Annotated in this window: 17 protein-coding genes; 7 read left to right on the top strand and 10 right to left on the bottom strand. The window is 51.3% G+C overall.

The features are described 5' to 3' along the window. Positions 1–3 precede the first annotated feature (3 nt). Entirely contained in the window at positions 4–585 is a 582-nt protein-coding gene (locus TH63_RS12130) for an RNA polymerase sigma factor (protein ID WP_048921160.1), read from the bottom strand. Between the two features lie 140 nt (positions 586–725). On the opposite strand from TH63_RS12130, the gene TH63_RS19980 reads away from it, so the two are divergent. Further along, positions 726–941, top strand: coding sequence for a hypothetical protein (locus TH63_RS19980; RefSeq protein WP_076606476.1), 216 nt, complete (start codon positions 726–728; stop codon positions 939–941). Between the two features lie 186 nt (positions 942–1,127). Here the strand turns inward: TH63_RS19980 and TH63_RS12125 are convergent, their stop codons facing one another. Further along, complete coding sequence (locus tag TH63_RS12125) at positions 1,128–2,306, bottom strand: proline dehydrogenase family protein (RefSeq protein WP_048921159.1); 1,179 nt, start codon at positions 2,304–2,306, stop codon at positions 1,128–1,130. A gap of 353 nt (positions 2,307–2,659) precedes the next feature. Here TH63_RS12125 and aroB point away from each other — a divergent pair, with 353 nt between their 5' ends. Both aroB and TH63_RS12115 read left to right on the top strand, forming a co-directional pair. After that, entirely contained in the window at positions 2,660–3,700 is a 1,041-nt protein-coding gene (aroB, locus tag TH63_RS12120; RefSeq protein ID WP_053093802.1) for a 3-dehydroquinate synthase, read from the top strand. Continuing rightward, positions 3,700–4,935 carry a 3-phosphoshikimate 1-carboxyvinyltransferase gene (locus TH63_RS12115; RefSeq protein ID WP_048921158.1) on the top strand — a complete coding sequence of 412 codons (1,236 nt, stop codon included), beginning with the start codon at positions 3,700–3,702 and terminating at the stop codon, positions 4,933–4,935. Before aroB ends, TH63_RS12115 begins: the two co-directional genes overlap by 1 nt. 152 nt (positions 4,936–5,087) lie before the next feature. Here the strand turns inward: TH63_RS12115 and TH63_RS12110 are convergent, their stop codons facing one another. Further along, positions 5,088–6,113 (bottom strand): Gfo/Idh/MocA family protein, encoded by a 1,026-nt coding sequence (locus tag TH63_RS12110; RefSeq protein WP_053093801.1) that lies wholly within the window; start codon positions 6,111–6,113, stop codon positions 5,088–5,090. Positions 6,114–6,564: 451 nt separating this feature from the next. On the opposite strand from TH63_RS12110, the gene TH63_RS12105 reads away from it, so the two are divergent. Further along, a complete protein-coding gene (locus TH63_RS12105; RefSeq protein WP_082161668.1) occupies positions 6,565–7,119 on the top strand; it encodes a DUF4142 domain-containing protein in 555 nt (184 codons plus the stop codon). A 74-nt stretch (positions 7,120–7,193) separates the two neighbouring features. Here the strand turns inward: TH63_RS12105 and TH63_RS12100 are convergent, their stop codons facing one another. The 6 genes from TH63_RS12100 to TH63_RS12075 all read right to left on the bottom strand — a co-directional run bounded on the left by TH63_RS12100 (position 7,194) and on the right by TH63_RS12075 (position 15,354). After that, positions 7,194–7,982, bottom strand: coding sequence for a helical backbone metal receptor (locus TH63_RS12100; RefSeq protein ID WP_316931919.1), 789 nt, complete (start codon positions 7,980–7,982; stop codon positions 7,194–7,196). A gap of 155 nt (positions 7,983–8,137) precedes the next feature. After that, on the bottom strand, positions 8,138–8,680 hold the full coding sequence (locus TH63_RS12095) for a GNAT family N-acetyltransferase (RefSeq protein ID WP_048921155.1): 543 nt from the start codon (positions 8,678–8,680) through the stop codon (positions 8,138–8,140). Positions 8,681–8,875: 195 nt separating this feature from the next. Next, positions 8,876–9,946, bottom strand: coding sequence for a M42 family metallopeptidase (locus TH63_RS12090; protein WP_048921154.1), 1,071 nt, complete (start codon positions 9,944–9,946; stop codon positions 8,876–8,878). A 199-nt stretch (positions 9,947–10,145) separates the two neighbouring features. Beyond that, positions 10,146–11,708 (bottom strand): acyl-CoA carboxylase subunit beta, encoded by a 1,563-nt coding sequence (locus TH63_RS12085; RefSeq protein WP_048921153.1) that lies wholly within the window; start codon positions 11,706–11,708, stop codon positions 10,146–10,148. Between the two features lie 324 nt (positions 11,709–12,032). Further along, positions 12,033–14,642 carry an ATP-dependent Clp protease ATP-binding subunit gene (locus tag TH63_RS12080; RefSeq protein WP_048921152.1) on the bottom strand — a complete coding sequence of 870 codons (2,610 nt, stop codon included), beginning with the start codon at positions 14,640–14,642 and terminating at the stop codon, positions 12,033–12,035. Between the two features lie 109 nt (positions 14,643–14,751). Further along, entirely contained in the window at positions 14,752–15,354 is a 603-nt protein-coding gene (locus tag TH63_RS12075) for a WbqC family protein (RefSeq protein ID WP_048921151.1), read from the bottom strand. Positions 15,355–15,688: 334 nt separating this feature from the next. On the opposite strand from TH63_RS12075, the gene TH63_RS12070 reads away from it, so the two are divergent. Then, positions 15,689–16,705, top strand: coding sequence for an LLM class flavin-dependent oxidoreductase (locus TH63_RS12070; RefSeq protein WP_156180575.1), 1,017 nt, complete (start codon positions 15,689–15,691; stop codon positions 16,703–16,705). A gap of 233 nt (positions 16,706–16,938) precedes the next feature. After that, the gene (locus TH63_RS12065; RefSeq protein WP_048921150.1) at positions 16,939–17,850 is read left to right on the top strand and encodes a lysophospholipid acyltransferase family protein; all 912 of its coding nucleotides are present in this window, start codon (positions 16,939–16,941) and stop codon (positions 17,848–17,850) included. Between the two features lie 141 nt (positions 17,851–17,991). Here TH63_RS12065 and TH63_RS12060 read toward each other — a convergent pair whose 3' ends face one another. Next, positions 17,992–18,621, bottom strand: coding sequence for an L-threonylcarbamoyladenylate synthase (locus TH63_RS12060; RefSeq protein ID WP_048921149.1), 630 nt, complete (start codon positions 18,619–18,621; stop codon positions 17,992–17,994). 253 nt (positions 18,622–18,874) lie between these two features. On the opposite strand from TH63_RS12060, the gene mltG reads away from it, so the two are divergent. Then, positions 18,875–19,963: an endolytic transglycosylase MltG gene (gene mltG, locus TH63_RS12055; protein ID WP_082161666.1), complete on the top strand. Its 1,089-nt coding sequence runs from the start codon at positions 18,875–18,877 to the stop codon at positions 19,961–19,963. Positions 19,964–19,973 lie beyond the last annotated feature (10 nt).

Here is a 19,973-nt window from a genome sequence, read left to right as displayed (position 1 = left end):
TGCCTAAGAAGGTATCTGATAGTCCAGGAAGAAAAATTTCTTCAACCGCATCAGGCACTTGTACTTCTGGTTTTTAGCCGAGTCAACGTTGTTGTAGCCAAACTTCTGGGTGATCTCCGGCATGCCCAGGCTATGGATGTAAAAATCTTCCAGCAGGGTTTTGCAGGGTTCCCCCAATTGCGCCAGGGCGTTGGCCATGGCCTCAAACTTCAATTCATTCTGTTCGGCCACCTCCGCGTCCTGGTCTCCCTCTGGGGCCACCGCAGACTCAGTGTCTTCTATCATGACGTGACTAAACCTGCTGTTGCGGGCCAGCCTTTTGAGCCATAGCCGCCGGCAGATAGAGTACAGATAGGTTTTGACCTGGCAGTTAAGCTCCAGTTGCCGGGCCCGTATCTTCTCATAGAAAACAATGACCGCCTCCTGAAAAATATCTTTGGCGTCATCCTCGGTGCCGTTGTTGCTTTGCACAAAGAACAGCACCATAGGGAAGTGGAGCTTGTATAACTTACTCAATGCCGCCTCATCGTCCAGTAGAATTCCTTCTATAATGGCGGCATCAGTTGCCATGGCCTTACTACTCATGCTTGTCAATTAATACAGTTTCAGGGGATTAGTAACCCAAAGAAAAAAAATAAAAAAAATCTTAAAACAGTGGGTTACCTACCGGGGGGTAGTGGTATAAAGGGTGAAATTAACGCTAAAACACTTTAAAACTCACCAAAATGAAAAAGGTATTTTCTCTTGCCCTAGTTGCTGGTATGTTCGTTTTCGCTTCTTGCGAGTCTAAAACTGCTGAAACTACTGAAACAACTACTGAGTCTACAACAGAAGTAACTGAGCCAGCTGCTGATGCAACTGTAGATACTACTGCTGCTTCTACTACTACCACTACTACTACTGATTCAACTGCTGCCACTACTGGCACAACTGCTCAGTAATTAGTGGTGTGCGAAAGCACGCCTTACTAGGACAAGATGAAAAGCGTCTCTTACGGTTTGCGTAAGAGACGCTTTTCTTTTTAGCCGGTGCCAAAAGTACTCCTGGGCTGGTACCAAAGAAACCCGTTTCGGGGCCGTTTTCCATAAAACGGCCCCGAAACGGGTTTCTTTATTTTACGCGAATGCCTATCGCCGGCGGCGTTCCAACTCTTTTTTCACCAGGGAGAACTCGCGGCTGCTTTGGCCGGCAATGGCGGTGTTCTCATCTGCGCGGCGCAGCAGGTACGGCATCACGGCTTCTACCGGGCCATAGGGCACGTACTTGGCCACCTTGTAGCCGGCGTGCGCCAGGTTGTAAGACAGGTTATCACTCATGCCTAACAGCTGCGCAAAATAAATGCGCTCATCATCTGGCTGAATGTCATGCTGCTCCATCAGCTCCATGAGCGTGATGCAGCTGTGCTCGTTATGGGTACCGGCGCAGATGGCAATACGGTCAATGTGCTCCACGCAGAAACGCAGGGTGTCATCATATAGATCGTCGGTGGCCTGTTTGGTAGGGTTAATAGGGTTAGGGTAGCCTTTCTCCTGGGCCACGCGGGCCTCTTTCTCCATGTAGGCGCCCCGCACCAGTTTAGCCCCGAAGTAATAGCCATGCTTGAGGGCGCGGTCATAGTCACGCTTGATCACGTCCAGGCGGTCATGGCGGTAAAGCTGGTAGGTATTGTAGACAATGGGCCGTTCCTGGTTGTAGAGCTCCATCATCTCATAGCAGAGTTGGTCAATGGTCTCCTGCATCCAGCTTTCCTCGGCGTCAATGAACACGCGTACCCCATGCTCATAGGCGCTCTGGCAGATGGTTTTCACCCGGGCCCGTATGCGACCAAAGGCGGCTTTCTCCTCAAGAGTCAGTTCTTGGTCGGTCTGGGCCTTGGCCAGCAGCTCTGGGTCTGCCAGGCCGGTGGTCTTGAACACCGAGAAGGGGATATGCTCATTGCGGGCGGCCATCTCAATAGTGGAGAGAATTTCCTGCACCGTGTGGTCATAGCTTCCCTCGTTGCTTTCGCCTTCCACGGAGTAATCCAGGATGGTGCCAATACCCGATTTGGCCAGGCGCTCAATGGTAGGCTTGCACTCCTGAATGGTTTCGCCGCCGCAGAACTGCTCAAAGATGCTTTTCTTGATCAGGTATTTCACGGGGAGTTTCCAGCTAAGGGCTTTGTTGATCATGCCGCCGCCCATCTTCACCAATGAATTGTTGTTCATGGCCGCAAACAGGAGGTAGGTTTTATACAGCTCTGCGTCTGACTTGTCAGCGAAGGCAATAGCTGTGTCTTCAAAGGATACTTTGGGTGCCGTTATCATATAGGGTAGATGCTACAGTTAGGGTAGGCAAAGATAAGGTAAAAACGGTTGTTAGTTATCTAAGTACGATATTCCGGTGCAAGCAAACAAAAAAAGGGAACTGATAAAAATCACTTTTCCGGGCTACTTTTAAACGCACGCTTTCTTTGCCAGAATCTTCCCTTACATACGGCAATTTACCTGTATATGGCGGTGGGGAACTACACTTGCCGGGTTGGTATAACGGCCATCGCCTCAATTTCTGCACATTTTACTTTGATGTGGGCGTTTCCATTCCCTTCTTTAGAAGTTCATTCCGTTTTAGGCCTGTTTTTGCGAAAACGGCTTCAAAACGATTTTAAAATTGAAGAATTGTGACCGAGGAAATATTCATAGGCAAAGACGCCCTGGGCCGGTGGCAAACGCAATTGCCGCACCGGGCCTTGCAGAAAACCGTAGTGCTGGTAGATGAAAACACCTTCCGGCACTGCTACCCTATTCTAAAGCCCTACTTGCCTCAAGACCACCACGTGGTGCAGGTACAGAGCGGGGAGGAGAACAAGAACTTGGCTACCTGTGAACTAGTGTGGCGCGCCCTTACCGAGCAGGGGCTGGACCGCTGGAGCATGGTAGTGAACCTAGGCGGCGGGGTACTTACTGACCTGGGCGGTTTCTGCGCCAGCCTGTACAAGCGGGGCATTGGGTTTGTGAACGTGCCTACCACATTACTGGCCCAGGTAGATGCCAGCGTAGGCGGCAAAACCGGCATAGATTTCATGGGTTTTAAAAACCACCTGGGCGTTTTCAGGGAGCCCATGGCCGTGCTGGTGAACCCAGACTTTCTCAAGACCCTGGATTTGCGCCAGATGAAATCCGGCTACGCCGAAATGATCAAGCACTGGCTCATCATGGACGCCGACATGTTTCAGGAGCAGCGTTACATTGGCATGTTCACCGAAGACTGGACCGACCTGATTCGGCATTCCATAGATATCAAGAGCCGGGTGGTAACGGCAGATCCGCTGGAAAACGGCGTGCGGAAGATCCTCAATTTCGGGCATACCATCGGGCATGCCGTGGAGAGCTTTTTCCTGGAGAAGTCCGGCCAGCAATTGCTGCACGGTGAGGCCATTGCCGTGGGTATGCTCTGCGAGGCCTGGCTTTCGGTGCAGCGCAACCTGCTGTCTCAAAGGGAACTGGAGCAGATAGAGACCTTTGTGCTGTCTGTGTATGAGAAAGTGATTCTGCAGGAGGCAGACCTGCAGGCCATTAGCACCCTGTGCCTGCATGATAAGAAAAACAGCGGCACCACCATCAACTGCACTCTGCTACAGAAGATTGGTGAAGCCGTATATGACAAACCCATTACCTTACCTGAGGTGCAAAGCGCCTTGCGTTATTACCATTCTTTATGATGTTAGCTGCCGCCGTGCGCGTGTCTCACCCTTCCGGGGTGTTGCACGGAATCTTTCAATTGCCCGCCTCCAAGAGTGAGGCCAACCGCGCCCTTATTATCAGGGCCCTCAGCGGTCATGATTTCCCTATCCATAACCTGTCAGACGCCAATGATACCCAACTGCTCAACCGCCTGCTTTCCTCTAAGGCCGGGGCAGAGGTAAGCGCCGAAGATGCAGGAACGGTCATGCGTTTTTTAACGGCTTACTACGCAGCCACCGGCCAGCAACTGACCCTTACGGGCACGCCCCGTATGTGCCAGCGGCCCATTGGCGTATTGGTAGATGCGCTGAGGAAATTGGGCGCCAAGATTGAGTACCTGGGGGAGGAAGGCTACCCGCCGCTGCAGATGAAGGGGTTTGAGGCCTCGGGCACCTATCAATTGACCGTACGCTCAGATATCAGTAGCCAATATATCTCCGCGTTGCTCATGATTGGGCCTTTGCTGCCGCAGGGACTGGAACTGACCCTGAAAGGGAAGATCAGCTCAGAACCTTATATTAGAATGACGTTGGCGCAGATGGCGCATTTTGGCGTGCAAGCCACGTTTGAGGGCCAGAAGATCACGGTGCCCCACCAGCAATACCAGGCACAGGAATTCACGGTGGAGTCTGACTGGTCGGCGGCCAGTTACTGGTACAGCATGGTGGCTTTGGCCCAAGAGGCCGATATTTTTCTGCCGGCGCTTCGTTCAAATTCTTTGCAGGGCGATAGCGTGCTGCCGTCTTTGATGGAGCCTTTTGGCGTGCAGACCGAATTCACGGAAACCGGCGTGCGCCTGACCAAGAGCGCGGTGCAGGAACCCATTGCCCGCATAGATTTCTTCGCGTGCCCAGACCTAGCCCAGACCGTGGCTGCCCTGGCCGCCGGGTTAGGGGTGGAAGTGGAAATGACTGGATTGGAGAGCCTTCGCATCAAAGAAACCGACCGCATTGCCGCGCTCCAGTTTGAGTTGGTAAAACTAGGCGCCGAGCTGCGCGAAATTGCCCCAGACGTTTTTAAGGTGTTTTTGCCAAACAAGCCCGAAACGGAGCCCACCATCCATACTTATGAAGACCACCGCATGGCCATGGCGTTTGCGCCGCTGGCCCTCAAATACCCGGTGATCATAGACGAGCCCAAAGTGGTGCGCAAATCGTATCCGCGCTACTGGGACGAGCTGCAGAAAGCAGGCTTTTCTTTTGTTAAGAGTTAAAAGTTAAGAGCTGGTTTGGTTGAGTTTTGCCAAAAACGGCCCATAAACGGTTATCTGAAAAGTAATTAAGAAAGGGCTCCGGGGACTAGCAACTACTGCTACTCCCCGGAGCCCTCTACTTTTACTCTTAATTTTTAACTCTTAACTAATTCTTATCTAATCTTCACCGGTTTGCCTTTTGCGGCTGATTCATAGATGGCCATCATTAGTTTCACGTCTTGCAGACCTTCCTCACCGGGCGTTTTGGGTGTCTTGTTTTCCAGGATGCATTCAGACATATGGTCTATCTCCAGCGCGAACTGGTTTTCCTCCTTTATTTTCAATTCCTGTTTACCGTCTTCCCCTTCCAGTATAAGCTTGTGCTCATAATAGTCGGTGGCGGGGTCAAGGGTGAGCGTTTTCTCTGCCCCAAATACCTGAAAGCGCTTGGTGTCATGGTAGCCGTAGCTGGAGGTGCAGTTGGCCAACACACCGCTGGGGAACCGAAGTGTGAAATGCACAGTCTCCTCTACTTCCTTAAACCGTGGGTCATTGGGGGTGCTGTGGATCAAAGCGGAGACCTCAATGGGTTCTTCGCCGGTCAGGTAGCGGGCGGCCTGCAGGCTGTAGATGCCAATGTCCATTAAAGAGCCGCCGCCGGCCAGTTCTTTTTGGGCCCGCCATTTATCCAGAGGCTTGGAGGGATCCAAAATGCGGCCATGATCAGCGGTGATGCTTTTCAGTTTGCCCAAAGCGCCACTCTGGGCCAGTTCTATGGCTTTGAGGTTGAAGGGCTCATATTGCGCGCGGTAGCCTATCATGAGTTTCTTGCCGGCTTTCTGGCAGGCCACGATCATGGCCTCGCAGTCTTTCACGTTGGTGGCCATAGGCTTTTCGCACATGATATGCTTGCCGGCCCGGGCACCCCTGATGGTAAAGTCAGCATGCAGGCTGTTGGGCAGAACAATGTAGATGACGTCTACCTCCGGGTTGTCCCGTAAAGTGTCATAGTTCTCATAGTTGTAAATATGCTGCGGGTCCACGCCATACTCATCGGCTATGCGCCTGGCTTTGGCGGGATGGCCGCTCACCAGGGCCACCAGTTTTGATTTCTTGCATACCCCAAACGCAGGGATCAGCTGCTTCGTCGCGAATTCTCCCAGGCCCACAATGGCCCAGCCTATTTTCTTATCTGCCATACTTCTGAGGTTTAACTAAACAGGGAAACCCTGGGGATCGGTAAATGAATGCCGGTCAGGTTTCTCCTTGGTTCTTTTCAATTTTAAGGATTAATGCTTAGGGAGTAGATGGCTGGTCAGAAGCTAACATAATTGAATTGACAGCCACCAAACCCAAGAACGGGCAGCCTGTTAGACAGTTGCCAACCGGGTGGTTTTTAAGTTTAAGCAGCTAGAAAACTTTAACATTTACCGCTGATTTAAAAGAGGTGTTTGTGAGAAAAGTGATATGTGGGTTTAAATGCAATAGGGCTGTTAAATTTTGCTTTCCGTGGTTAAAAATATAACTTTTATATATTGTAAATGGCTCTGCAGTAAGTGTTAAATAGAATGGTAATGAACTTTTATAACAACTGAGCGGTTTTAACGTTATAATAACTCTTACAACAAGCAGTTACTAAAAAATACAACTATGAAAAAGTCCAATATTTGGTTAGTCGCTTCTTCTTTTGTGCTGGGTAGTTTAGGAATGGTTTCTTGTAACACCGTAGACAAAGAGGCGTACGCCAAAGATCAGGTAAAAGTGGAGAAATTCCTGCAAGAGGCAGCTACTACAGATAACTTTCAATTAATGGCGGGTATGATGGCCGGCGACCAGGCAAAGTCTGGAGACGTAGGTGCTTTAGGGCAAAAAATCTACCATGTTCACTCCAGAACCACGCCGGTATTGGCAGATATTGCCAAGCAGAAAGACGTGAAGCTTCCTGCCGAGATGGGTACTGAAAAGAAAGCCATTGTAGATAGCTTAGAGACCAAAAAAGGTGCTGAGTTTGACAAGTCGTTTGCCGAAGCAGAGGTGAAAGCCTATGAAGAAGCCGTAGCCGTATATGAGAAAGCGGACAAAGAGGTAGCGGACAAAGACGTGCAAGCCTTTATTGACCAGATTCTTCCGGTTCTGAAAGAGCACTTGTCTGAAGCTGTAGCCCTGCAAACCGAGTTAGCTAAACCCGGACAAACAAGACCATAACGAAGCCAAGCTTCTGTAAAGATAAAAGCCCTTCTGCCTTAAGCGGAAGGGCTTTTTTTTTTGCGCCCTCTCTTTTAAAGCTGCGAAACTTCTTTCACCAGCTGGTGCAGATAAGGGACCGTTAGTGCCAATCGGCTGCCGTACCAACTGAACATTTCGCCATCTACTATCTTAATCTGGGCCTCTGGGCACATGGCCTGAAACTCGGCCAGATGCTTTTCCTGGAACGGATACGGCTCAGAGGAAAGCAGAATTAGTCTTGGGTTGGCGGCCTGAATAGCGTCTATGGTAAGTTCTGGGTACCGCGGAATTTGCTTGAACACGTTGTCAAACCCGCAGCATTGGAGCATGTCATCTATAAAGTTATGTCCGCCCACTGCCATGTAAGGCTTCCGCCAGATAAAATACGCCGCGGGAATGGGAGGGAAGGCGGGCACTAGCGCCGCAAATTTCTGTTGAAGGTCCTGCACCAAAGCCTCTGCTTTTTCTGCAGCGCCCGTCACCTGGCCTATGCCAGAGATCATTCTGAGGGCATCTTGCAGCGTGTAGATGTCACTCATCCAGACGGGGTATCTCTGCTCAAGGGCCTCAATGAGCACCTGGTCATTCTCTTCTTTATTCCCGATTATCAGGTCAGGCTTGAGTTGCTCAATTACCTCTGGCTTAAAGTCTTTGGTACCACCTACTTTGGCAATCCCTTTGACTTGTGCTTTGGGATGCACGCAGAACTTGGTAATGCCCACCACTTTTTCACCCAAACCTAAATCAAACAGCAGTTCCGTCTGGGAAGGTACCAGAGAAATTATTCGTTGCGGTGGCTGCAGGAGCTCCACCTGCCGGTTCATTTGGTCCGTGAAAAGCACCTTTTTTTAGTTAAGAGTGAAAAGTTGGGGCAGAAGAATGTGTTAAAAGATTTGAGAGGAAGGTGTAAAATATATAGTGCCTCATGTAATTGACTAGTAGAGGCCTGTGAGGGTAGTTGTAAACCAGATAGCTGCTACCTCATACCTCTTAACTTTCAACTCTTAACTAATTTCCATTCATGGTCCAGGATGGCGTACACGTAGGAATCACACCACTCGCCTTTGATGAAGATATTCTCTTTGAAATGGGCCTCGCGTCGCATGCCAATTTTCTCCATAACGCGGTAAGAGCCAGTGTTGCGCGGATCGCAATCTGCCCAGATGCGGTGCAGGTTCAGTTGGTCAAACCCGAACCCCAGCATGGCGGTGGCTGCCTCAGAAATGTAGCCTTTGTTCCAATAGGACCGGTTTAGAATGTACCAGAGAACAGCCTCTTCGGCGTCATGGTCTACTTTCATGCCCACGCGGCCAATAAGCATATCGGTAGCCTCCAGCACAATGGCAAAGTCATAGAGGGTGCGCGGATCTTCCTGGGCCTCTGCCAGGCACTGCTGTATGTATTCCAGGCTTTCCTGGCTGGTGCGGGTGTTGCTGGTCTGGTAGCGCATCACCTCTTCATTAGATTCATACAGGTTGGTGAAGTGCCAGTCTTCTTCCTGGAACTCGCGCAAAAGTAGCCGTGGGGTGGTTAATTTCATGGTACTGCAACTTACGAAGGAAGAGCAAGAAAATGTTTAAGCTGCCTTTAATTCCGGTCGGAAATCACCAGTTCTGTTTTGGGCCTGTTTTAGGGAAAACAGCCCTGAAACGAAAAGGCCAGTGAAGTCTGGAAACCCCACTGGCCTTATTTTTCTGTTTTGAACCTGTTTTCTGTAAAACTTGCCTAAAACAGCTTATTTCATATACCGGAAATCATGCCCCGACTCTAACTGCAACAGGAACTGGTAGTACAGCTGGATGATGTTCTCCACGTCGTCTTTGTGCACGGTCTCCACAGTGGTGTGCATATATTTCAGCGGCAGGGAGATAAGCGCTGAGGCCACGCCGTCTGAAGAATAGGCAAACGCGTCTGTATCTGTGCCGGTGGCGCGGGTGGCGGCGGCACGCTGGAACGGGATCTCGTTTTTCTGGGCCACCGCAATGAGCATGTTCAAGACGTTGTTCTGTACGGCCGGGCCATACGTTAAAACAGGGCCTTTTCCGCAGTGCAGATCGCCGTTGGTCTTCTTCTCATACATCGGCGACTGCGTATCGTGCGTCACGTCTGTGATGATGGCTAGGTTGGGTTTAATGCGGTGGGCAATCATCTCCGCGCCGCGAAGGCCAATCTCCTCCTGTACCGCGTTCACGATGTAGAGGCCAAACGGAAGCTTCTTTTTGTTTTCTTTGAGCAGACGCGCTACTTCGGCAATCATGAATCCCCCGATTCTGTTGTCTAAGGCCCGGCCTACGTAGAATTTCTCGTTCATCACGAACAACTCATCATCAAAGGTCACCACGCAGCCCACGTGTACACCCATGTCTTCTACCTCCTGGCGGTTGGCGGCGCCGCAGTCCAGGAAAATGGTTTCAATGGTGGGGGCTTTGTCTTGCTCTATCTTGCGCACGTGAATGGCCGGCCAACCGAAAACGGCTTTCACGGTACCCTTGCTGGTATGAATGTTCACGCGTTTAGATGGCGCGATCAAGGCATCTGAGCCACCGTTGCGGCGCACATATATGTAGCCCTCCGGGGTGATGTAGTTCACGAACCAGGCAATCTCATCGGCGTGCGCCTCAATCACCACCTTGTATTCGGCCTCTGGGTTAATCACGCCCACCACGGTGCCGTAGGTGTCTACAAAGTACTCATCTATGTAAGGCTTTATGTACTCCAGCCACAATTGCTGACCAGACGACTCAAAACCGGTGGGAGCGGCGTTGTTTAAATAAGTCTGAAGGAATTCAAAGCTTTCTTCTCTCATAGCTTTCTGTTTAGGCGGAGCAAAGGTCTCTCCATTGTTGTTTGTCAGGTGAAGTAGTACGGCCGGGGTGCTTTGTCACCGCCAACCGGGAGTAGAATATGTAATTTGATGTTTGATATTGGATGTTAGACGCTAGATCTTAGATGAAAGAGCCTTTTTGGTTTCTAATACCTCAAATCAATTGTCTAACGTCTTTTTACTAAAGCGGAATATTGCCGTGTTTCTTTCTGGGCAGCTGGTCTACCTTGTTCTCCAGCATCTTGAACGCCTTGATCAGCTTGGCCCGGGTCTCTGAAGGATAGATTACTTCATCCACAAAGCCGCGGTGCGCCGCGCGGTAAGGCGTCGCGAACTTGGCCTGGTACTCGGCTACTTTTTCGGCTAGTTTAGCCTCAGGATCTTCGGCGGCGGCAATCTCGCGTTTGAAGATGATCTCTGCGGCGCCTTTGGCTCCCATTACGGCAATCTCGGCGGTAGGCCAGGCGTAGTTCAGGTCGGCGCCAATGTGCTTGGAGTTCATTACGTCGTACGCTCCGCCGTAGGCTTTGCGGGTAATCACCGTCACGCGGGGCACGGTGGCCTCACAGAAGGCGTAGAGCAGCTTGGCGCCGTTGGTGATGATGCCGCGCCACTCCTGGTCGGTACCCGGCAAAAAGCCCGGAACGTCCTCCAGTACCAGCAACGGAATGTTGAACGAGTCGCAGAACCGCACGAAGCGGGCGGCCTTGGTAGAGGCGTTAATATCCAGTACACCCGCCAACACGGCCGGCTGGTTACCTACAATGCCAATGCTACGGCCGGCCAATCGGGCGAAGCCCACTACTATGTTCTCCCCGAAGTTCTTGTGCACCTCCAGGAACGTGTCTGCGTCAATAATGCCTTCAATCACCTCGCGCATGTCATATGGCTGGTTGGGGTTCTCGGGCACAATAGTATCCAGAACCGCACGGGTCTCGTCTGCTTTGGCCTCATACGGTACGGCAGGAGGGAGTTCCTCGCAGTTCTGCGGCATGTAGCTGAGCAGTTGCTTGATATTCTGGATGCAGACCACCTCATTGGCACAGGAGAAATGCGTCACGCCGCTTTTGGTAGAGTGCGTGCTGGCGCCGCCCAGTTCTTCTGAGGTCACGGTCTCATGCGTTACCGTTTTCACCACGTTAGGGCCGGTCACAAACATGTAAGACGTGTCTTCCACCATCAAAATAAAGTCGGTGATGGCAGGGGAGTAAACGGCCCCGCCGGCGCACGGTCCCATAATGCCCGAAAGCTGCGGCACCACGCCAGAGGCCAGGGTGTTTTTGTAGAAGATATCGGCGTAGCCGCCCAAAGAGACCACACCTTCCTGAATACGGGCCCCGCCTGAGTCATTCAAGCCAATAACCGGCGCGCCGTTTTTCATGGCCAGATCCATGATCTTGACAATCTTCTCGGCGTGGGTCTCAGAGAGGGAACCGCCAAAGACCGTGAAGTCCTGGGAGAACACATACACCAGGCGGCCGTTCACGGTGCCGTAGCCGGTCACCACGCCGTCCCCCAGGTAGTACTCCTTGTCTAGCCCGAAGTCCTTGGAGCGGTGCATGACAAACTTTCCTATTTCCTCAAAAGAACCTTCGTCCATGAGGAGGTCAATGCGTTCGCGGGCGGTAAGCTTTCCTTTTTTATGTTGAGCATCAATGCGCGCCTGGCCTCCTCCTAAAAGGGCCTCGGCATTTTTGCGGTCCAGAATCTCAAACTTGGTACTTGGGGTGGTAAGGTCTGACATTGAAGCAGATTGATGTTGGTACAAGAGACCAAATTTAGGAAAGAATAGGGCAGTGCGAAATTTTTGTTAACTTTTTATTAGATGGTACTGGACTTTAAATGGTGTTTAATTTTAACGGATTGATAATAAGCGGTTCAACTGGTTGCCAAGGCAATAGCAATACTGGTGGCCCTTTGTGATTTTGGCCTGTTTTCTTGAAAATACCCTGTAAACAGGAAAAGCGTTTTTCTTGGCCGGTTTAGGGCTGTTTTCCGCAAAACGGGCCTAAAACAAAAAAAAGGCTGACAGTTTGTCTGTCAGCCTTTTTGGGATATTACTATTTACTTAATCTTTCTTCTTGCCATCAGAAGGCGTGGTCTCTTCTTCCTCAGAGGAAGAAGAGGTTTCCGGAAGATCGTCTGAGGTGTCTGGCACTGAGTTTTCATTCTTGCGGTTTGAAAACTTAAGTTCGTCCTGACCCTCCTCATAGTCAATCACAATGGTGTCTCCCTGGGCAAGTTGTGCCTTTAAGATTTCCTCTGCAATTGGGTCTTCCATGTACTTGGTGATGGCGCGGTTCAATGGACGGGCACCATATTTAGAGTCATATCCTTTCTCAGCCACGAAATCCTTGGCTTTGTCAGTGATTTCAATGGTGTAGCCCAGCGTTTTCACGCGGCTCAACAACTTGGCCAGGGAGATATCAATGATCTTATGGATATCTTCTTTCTGCAGGCTATTGAACACAATCACGTCATCCAAGCGGTTCAGGAACTCAGGCGAGAACGTTTTCTTCAAGGCCGCCCCAATGGTAGCTTTCATGATCTCGTCCACGTTGTCCTGGCGGGTTTTGGTGGCAAAGCCAACCCCAGCCCCGAAGTCCTGCAGGTCACGTGCCCCAATGTTGGAGGTCATGATGATGATGGTGTTTCTGAAGTCCACCTTGCGGCCAAGACCATCTGTTAACACGCCGTCATCAAGTACTTGCAACAACAGGTTGTATACGTCTGGGTGCGCTTTCTCAATCTCATCCAGGAGAACTACAGAGTAAGGCTTGCGGCGGATTTTCTCCGTCAGCTGACCACCTTCTTCATAGCCCACATAGCCCGGTGGCGCTCCTACCAAGCGAGATACACTGAATTTCTCCATGTACTCACTCATGTCTATACGTACCAGGGCGTCTTCTTTGTCAAACAGGTAGGTCGCCAATACTTTGGCCAACTCTGTCTTACCAACCCCGGTAGGGCCCAGGAACACAAACGAACCAATTGGTTTTTTTGGATCTTTCAGGCCAACGCGCGTACGCTGAATGGCTTTCACCAACTGCGTAATGGCTTTGTCCTGGCCAATCACTTTGCCTTTCAGTTCCTCGCCCATGTTGAGGAGCTTGAGGCTCTCTTTCTGCGCGATACGTTTCACCGGAATGCCAGTCATCATGGCGATTACCTCGGCCACGTTTTCCTCTTTCACAGCGTAACGCTTCTTCTTGGTCTCCTCTTCCCAGCTTTTCTTAGCGGCGTCAAGTTGATCTAAAAGTTTCTTCTCTTTATCACGCAGTTGGGCGGCCTCTTCATACTTCTGGCTTTTCACCACGCGGTTTTTCTCGTCCTTGATGTTCTCAATCTGCTCTTCCAGTTTAAGAATATCTTCAGGCACCACAATGTTGTTGATGTGCACGCGGGCACCGGCCTCATCCAGAATGTCAATGGCTTTGTCTGGCAGGAAACGGTCGCTCATGTAGCGGTCGCTCAGCTTCACGCAGGCCTCAATGGCTTTGTCTGAATAGGTTACATGGTGATGGTCCTGGTACTTGTCTTTGATGTTGTGCAGGATCTCAATAGTCTCCTCAGGCGTGGTAGGGTCTACCATCACAATCTGGAACCTACGGGCCAGGGCACCATCTTTCTCAATGTACTGACGGTACTCATCCAGGGTAGTAGCCCCGATGCATTGGATCTCACCCCGCGCTAAGGCCGGCTTGAACATGTTGGAGGCATCCAGGGAACCAGAAGCGCCACCGGCACCTACAATGGTGTGCAGCTCATCAATGAACAGGATCACGTCCGGAGATTTCTCCAGTTCGTTCATCACCGCTTTCATGCGTTCCTCAAACTGACCGCGGTACTTGGTACCTGCCACGAGAGAGGCCAGGTCTAGGGTTACCACGCGTTTGCCGAACAGCACCCTTGATACTTTCTTCTGGATAATGCGCAGGGCCAGGCCTTCGGCGATAGCCGTTTTACCTACCCCGGGCTCTCCAATAAGAATTGGGTTGTTTTTCTTACGGCGGCTCAGAACCTGGGCCACACGCTCGATTTCTTTTTCGCGGCCCACAATTGGGTCCAGTTTACCGTCCTCGGCCAATTTGGTCAGATCACGGCCGAAGTTGTCCAGCACCGGGGTGCGGGATTTTTCGGCACCCTTCTTGGCGGCTGCGCCCGTTCCTCCCTTAGAGGAAGAACCGAAGAGTTTGTCGTTATCGTCGTTGTCATCGGTATCAGAGGAGGCGAGAGGGTTGTTAGCATGGTAGTCTAACGAATCCCGGATGGCTTCATAGTTCACGTTGAATTTGGCTAAGGTTTGCGATGATATATTATCCTCATCCCGCAAAATAGACAGCAGCAGGTGTTCTGTACCTATGATGTCTGACTTGAAGATTTTAGCCTCCAGGTATGTTATTTTCAGGACCTTTTCCGTCTGTTTGGTAAGTGGGATACTTCCGGTAATATTGGTATTAGGGCTGGCGGTGTTCTTGGTGGCCTGCTCAAGCGCGTACTTGAGTTCTTCCATGGGCACCCCCAGTTTTTTAAGCAAAGCAATTGCGGTGCCTTCTCCTTCGCGGATCATACCCAGAAGCAAATGCTCTGTGCCAATATAGTCATGGCCCAGGCGTATGGCTTCCTCGCGACTGAGAGAGATCACCTCTTTCACTCTATTTGAGAATTTGGCTTCCATGTAGTCTAGTCTAGTAAAAAATTAGTGCGTCTGCTGCAACTGGCTGTTGCTTATGGCGTTCGCTATTGTGTAAACAAGCTGAGAGGGGCAAATGTTCAACAGAAAGCCGCTAGTTCTGAAGGTAGTTAGATGCCTCTGGGCCTAGGTTAAACAACAAGTCCAGTATACTCAGATTAGGTGCAAATTGTTTGCCAAAAACCTGCCGGTAGGGGTTTAGGCGCAAAATGTCAGGTTCCTTCTTAGGGTGAAGTCTATTGCGACCGTCTTCTACCGGTTCCTCATAGGTTTTAACATACGTCTGGGTAAGGTGTATGGGTTTCTTCAGTTTTAGGAATTTAGCAAATAGTTTGAATAAATCCATATTCAGGTCAAAAAGCAGGGCCGGGTGGCGGTCATACACGTCTTTGATATAGTCTGCATAGAACTCAAAGAAGGGCGCGCTGCCGTAGGCGCTCCTGATGGTGCGCCAATGCACGTCCAGCCACCGCTGCGCATAGTCAATCTCCACCTGGGTAATCAAGATCTTGCTGTTCCCGTTTTTCACCGGCACGGTTAGCGGTACTACGCCCTGCGCCGTGAGAATGTGGCAGCGGTTGCGGTAACTCTGCTTCTGGTAATGCTCCTGGGCCTCCAGCAGCAACTCGTCGGCGGCAAAGGCTTCCTGGAAGTAAAGAATGCTGGGGTTGTAATGAAGTTCAGTGATGAATTGCATGTAAAGGGTACTGTAGAAGAGATGCAAGTAAAGGAAAGTTTTGAGTTATGCGCTAGTTGACTTGGTTTGGAGGGCGGAAATAGTGAGGTAACGAATCTGGACCTGCCGGGTTTTGAGGCCGTTTTCCCCAAAACAGGCCCAAACCAACTTTCATCTGAAACACATAAAAACCACCACCCCACTGTTACGAACAACCAACCACTAATCATTAAAAACTAACAAGGTGGTATCCTTAAAGTAACGGGTAAATCTGGCTACGCCCGAACTTAATGGCGATACTTTTGCCTTTTACAAGATCACCCGTACATAGGGTGTGATAAAAGAGCAAATGACTATGCCTACTAAAAAACTTGCAGATATACCTGTTTCGGTGTTAGACCTGGTGCCCATTCTGGATGGGAAAACCGCCGCCGATTCCTTTAAGAATACCGTAGACCTGGCCCGCAACGTAGAGGGCTGGGGCTTTACCCGCTACTGGATGGCCGAGCACCACAACATGGCCGGCATTGCCAGTTCGGCTACGGTGGTCTTGATTGGGCACGTGGCAGGGGCAACCTCCAAAATACGGGTGGGTTCCGGCGGCATCATGCTGCCTAACCATGCGCCCCTGGTGGTAGCGGAACAGTTCGGGACGCTGGCGACCTTGTACCCTGGCCGCATTGACCTGGGGCTGGGAAGGGCGCCGGGTACCGACCAACTGACCTCTATGGCTCTGCGCCGCGACCTGCGGGGTTCCGTAGATGACTTCCCGCAGAACGTGGTGGAATTGAAGAATTACCTGGGGCCGGTAGACCCTACTGCCCGGGTGCGGGCCGTTCCCGGCGAAGGCTCCAACGTGCCCATCTGGATTCTGGGCTCCAGTACCTTTGGCGCACAGTTGGCCGGTATTCTGGGCTTGCCCTACGCCTTCGCCAGCCATTTTGCCCCAACGCAGCTGCAGGCCGCCCTCAAAACCTACCGTGAAAGCTTCCAGTCGATAGGGGAGTTGAAGGAGCCGTATGCCATTGCCTGCGTGAACGTGATCGCCGCCGATTCTGACGAGGAAGCCCTGCACCTTTCCACCTCGCTGTACCAGTCCTTCCTGAACGTGGTGCGCGGTACGGCCAAACCCATGCAGCCGCCCGTGAAAAGCATGGAAGGCCTCTGGGATGCTTCAGAGCGGTACGCCGTGCAACAGATGCTGCGCTATTCCTTTGTGGGCAGTGCCACCACCGTGCAAACCGAGCTGCAGCAGTTTCTGGACGAGACCGGCGTAGATGAGATTATGGTAGGAACCAACGTGTATGACCATGCCGCGCGCGTGCATTCCTATGAACTTCTTGCCCCGCTTTTCAAAAAGGCCGACCAATAAAAAGAAAGCGAAAGCCCCGGTGGGCTCTCTCCAGAGCAAGGATTAGGGAGAACGCCCCGGGGCTTTTTGTTTACCTTTGGGAGGCCTTCCGTGCGCTGAAAGCCGGGTGGTTTTTGCCCGGGAAAGCATTTATCGTTACCTTAGAGGTGATTTTTTACCCGAAGGCTGCCAGGCGCTGTGCCGTTTACAGCCTCTTTTTCTGAAAAGACATCAAAAACGTTTCTTCCTTTTCTATGGCCCGGCCAGACCTTCGGCCCAGCCAATACCCGTTGTGGTGGCTGTTGAAAGGCATTTCGCTGCTGCCGTTCCCGTTGCTGTATGGCTTCTCTACCTTTCTGTTTTGGGTGCTCTACTACGTGGTGGGCTACCGCAAGAAAGTAGTGCGCCAGAACCTGGAAAGGTCTTTCCCTGAGAAAGGCATTTCTGAGCTCCGGAATATTGAAAAGCAGTTTTTCCTGAACCTCACGGATACTATGCTGGAAACCCTGAAAATGGTTTCGCTTACGCCTGAGGACTTGGAGAAAAGGGTAGACCTGCGGGGCGGCGAGTTGGTGGAGGAACATTTGCGGCGCGGGACCCCGGTTATGGTGCTGGGTGCGCACCTGGGCAACTGGGAATTTATGTCGGCGTCCGGAAATAACCGGTTTGCGTTCCCCATAGACGGCGTGTACAAGCCATTGGCCAGCTCCTTCTTTGAGGCGTTCATGTGGTTTCTGCGCAGCCGCTTCGGGATTACGCTGGTTAAGATGAAGGACACCTTGCGGCATCTGCTGCGGCATCGGGGGCAACCCCGTATTCTTAGCCTACTTTCAGATCAGGTGCCGCCTTACGGCGAGATCCAGCACTGGACCACGTTCCTGCACCAGGACACCGCCTTCTACGTGGGAGCCGACAAGCTCAGAATCTCTTTCCAGTACCCAACCTTTTTTGTGGGCATGCGCCATCTGCGTCGGGGCTATTATGAAGTGGTGTTCCAGGAATTGCTTCCGGCCCCGGTGGCCGGCGTAAAAGAAGAGGGGCACCCCGTCACCGAAGCCTTTGCCCGCGCCCTGGAAACCTGGATTGAGAAGTACCCCTCCGAGTATCTCTGGTCCCATAAACGCTGGAAACATAAGCGCCCCGTGGGCGCTTGTTCTGAGTCCTGAGTTTTTATTTTATTGTTGTTTTAGGCCTGTTTTCTGAAAAACAGGCCTAAAACAGAAGAGTCCGAAGTTATGGCTTCGGACTCTTCTGTTTTATATTTATAAGCCTGACTCAGGACTCCGAGCTCCAGACTCAGAACTCTCTTAAAGATATTCCTCAATTTCTCCGGCTCCCTGGCGCAGGATTTCAAACTCATCATGCTCGCAATTGATAACTGTAGAAGCGATGTTGTTGCCGTAGCCGGCGTCTATGACCAAATCTACCTGGTTGCGGTATTTCTCATAGATCAGTTCTGGGTCAGTGGTGTATTCAATGACTTCATCCTCGTCATGGATAGAGGTAGAGACAATAGGGGTGCCCAGTTCCCGCACTATGGAAAGGCAAATGTTGTTATCCGGAATCCTGATGCCTACGGTTTTCCGGCGGGCGCCGCCAATTTTGGGCACATTGCTGCTGGCCTCCAGCACAAAGGTGAACGGGCCGGGCAAGGCCTTCTTCATCACCTTGTAGGTTTGGTTGGAGATCTTGGCGTAGTCTGAGATGTGCGTTAGATCATGGCAGATAAAGGAAAGCTGCGCCTTATCCGGCTTGAGGCCCCTGAGCTGGCAAAGGCGCTCCACCGCCTTGCCGTTCATCAGGTCGCAGCCCAGGCCGTAAATAGTGTCTGTAGGGTATATGACCAGGCCGCCTTTTTTAATGATTTCTACCGCCTGCTGTATGGCCTTGGGTTGCGGGTTATCTGGGTGAATGCGTAAAAAAGTTGCCTGTGCCATTATTATTGAATGATTGAGTGATTGAATGAAGGAGAGAATAGGGAGATAAAAACCTAATGCCTGCATGCAAAGCTATTTAGTTTAAGCGGTCAATTTTTAAATTGATGGAAACTTCCTTGGCATACGCCCAATTATGATTTTGCGTTTTGAGGCTGTTTTCTGGAAAACAGCCTTAAAACGTATTTTCCCTTCGCTCAATCATTCAATCATTCCCATCTCTCACTCATTCACTAAATTCGTATCTTTGTCACCTATGTCAGAACAAAATATTCCATCGTCTCCCCAGCCAAGAAGGCCAAGAAAGGAGATTAAAACATCTAAGTGGACCTACGCTTTGGTGTTGCTGATGTTCCTGTTTGTGTGCTTTTCCTACTACGCGTACCAGATTGTGTATACCGCCAACGTAGAGAACAAAGGCGAGCCGGTGTATGTGCTTATCCCCAAAGGGGCCACCTATGAGCAGGCCATGGACTCCATTGACGCCAAAAATGTGGTAATTGATCGCCTGTCCCTCAGGTTTATGGCCAAGCTCATGGACTACCCAGAACTGGTGAAGCCCGGCCGGTACGAGCTCAAAGACGGCATGACCAACTATAAACTCATTGCCAAGCTCCGCTCCGGCGATCAGGACCCGGTCAAGCTCACCTACACCAACGTGCGCCTTAAAAAAGACCTGGCCCACAAGCTGAGCACGTTCATTGATTCCTCCCCAAAGGAGATTGACTCCTTGCTCAACAGCCCCTCGTTTACCCGCAAGCTGGGTTTTGACACCACCACAATCCTCACCATGTTCATCCCCAACACCTACGAGATCTACTGGACCACGCCGGCCCCGGAGATGATGGAGCGCATGAAAAAGGAGTATGACAACTTCTGGACCCCTGAGCGCAAGGCCAAAGCCAAGGCCCATAACCTAACGCCCACCCAGGTGTCTATTCTGGCCTCTATTGTGCAGGCCGAGCAGAGCGTGCACGCCGATGAGCGACCGCGTATTGCCGGGGTGTACCTGAACCGCCTGAAAAAAGGAATGCTGCTGCAGGCCGACCCTACGGTGGTCTTCGCCACCGGCGACTTTGGCATTAGAAGGGTCCTGAACGAGCACCTGAGAATAGACTCGCCTTACAATACCTATAAATACAAAGGCCTGCCGCCCGGCCCTATCAACCTGCCATCCATCACGTCTTTGAACGCGGTATTGAACGCCGAGGAAAACGAGTACCTTTATTTCTGCGCCAAGGAAGATTTCTCTGGTTACCACGCCTTTGCGGTGACCGAGGCGGAGCACCGGCGCAATGCCGCCCGTTTCCATGCGGCCATGAACCAGCGCAAGATCATGCGCTAAGCAAAGCGTT

The sequence above is a fragment of the Rufibacter radiotolerans genome (assembly GCF_001078055.1).
Taxonomy (GTDB): domain Bacteria; phylum Bacteroidota; class Bacteroidia; order Cytophagales; family Hymenobacteraceae; genus Nibribacter; species Nibribacter radiotolerans.
The sequence above is the reverse complement of the archived record's forward strand: the minus strand, read 5'-3'. Positions and strand labels throughout refer to the sequence as shown.

Bases quoted from the DNA above. Each gene is read 5' to 3' on its own strand.
- TH63_RS19980 (WP_076606476.1), top strand. From the start codon at position 726: ATGAAAAAGGTATTTTCTCTTGCCCTAGTTGCTGGTATGTTCGTTTTC.
- TH63_RS12080 (WP_048921152.1), bottom strand. From the start codon at position 14,642: ATGGAAGCCAAATTCTCAAATAGAGTGAAAGAGGTGATCTCTCTCAGT.
- TH63_RS12105 (WP_082161668.1), top strand. From the start codon at position 6,565: ATGAAAAAGTCCAATATTTGGTTAGTCGCTTCTTCTTTTGTGCTGGGT.
- TH63_RS12060 (WP_048921149.1), bottom strand. From the start codon at position 18,621: ATGGCACAGGCAACTTTTTTACGCATTCACCCAGATAACCCGCAACCC.
- TH63_RS12090 (WP_048921154.1), bottom strand. From the start codon at position 9,946: ATGAGAGAAGAAAGCTTTGAATTCCTTCAGACTTATTTAAACAACGCC.
- TH63_RS12070 (WP_156180575.1), top strand. From the start codon at position 15,689: ATGCCTACTAAAAAACTTGCAGATATACCTGTTTCGGTGTTAGACCTG.
- mltG (WP_082161666.1), top strand. From the start codon at position 18,875: ATGTCAGAACAAAATATTCCATCGTCTCCCCAGCCAAGAAGGCCAAGA.
- TH63_RS12130 (WP_048921160.1), bottom strand. From the start codon at position 585: ATGAGTAGTAAGGCCATGGCAACTGATGCCGCCATTATAGAAGGAATT.
- TH63_RS12115 (WP_048921158.1), top strand. From the start codon at position 3,700: ATGTTAGCTGCCGCCGTGCGCGTGTCTCACCCTTCCGGGGTGTTGCAC.
- TH63_RS12125 (WP_048921159.1), bottom strand. From the start codon at position 2,306: ATGATAACGGCACCCAAAGTATCCTTTGAAGACACAGCTATTGCCTTC.
- TH63_RS12110 (WP_053093801.1), bottom strand. From the start codon at position 6,113: ATGGCAGATAAGAAAATAGGCTGGGCCATTGTGGGCCTGGGAGAATTC.
- TH63_RS12075 (WP_048921151.1), bottom strand. From the start codon at position 15,354: ATGCAATTCATCACTGAACTTCATTACAACCCCAGCATTCTTTACTTC.
- TH63_RS12095 (WP_048921155.1), bottom strand. From the start codon at position 8,680: ATGAAATTAACCACCCCACGGCTACTTTTGCGCGAGTTCCAGGAAGAA.
- TH63_RS12085 (WP_048921153.1), bottom strand. From the start codon at position 11,708: ATGTCAGACCTTACCACCCCAAGTACCAAGTTTGAGATTCTGGACCGC.
- TH63_RS12065 (WP_048921150.1), top strand. From the start codon at position 16,939: ATGGCCCGGCCAGACCTTCGGCCCAGCCAATACCCGTTGTGGTGGCTG.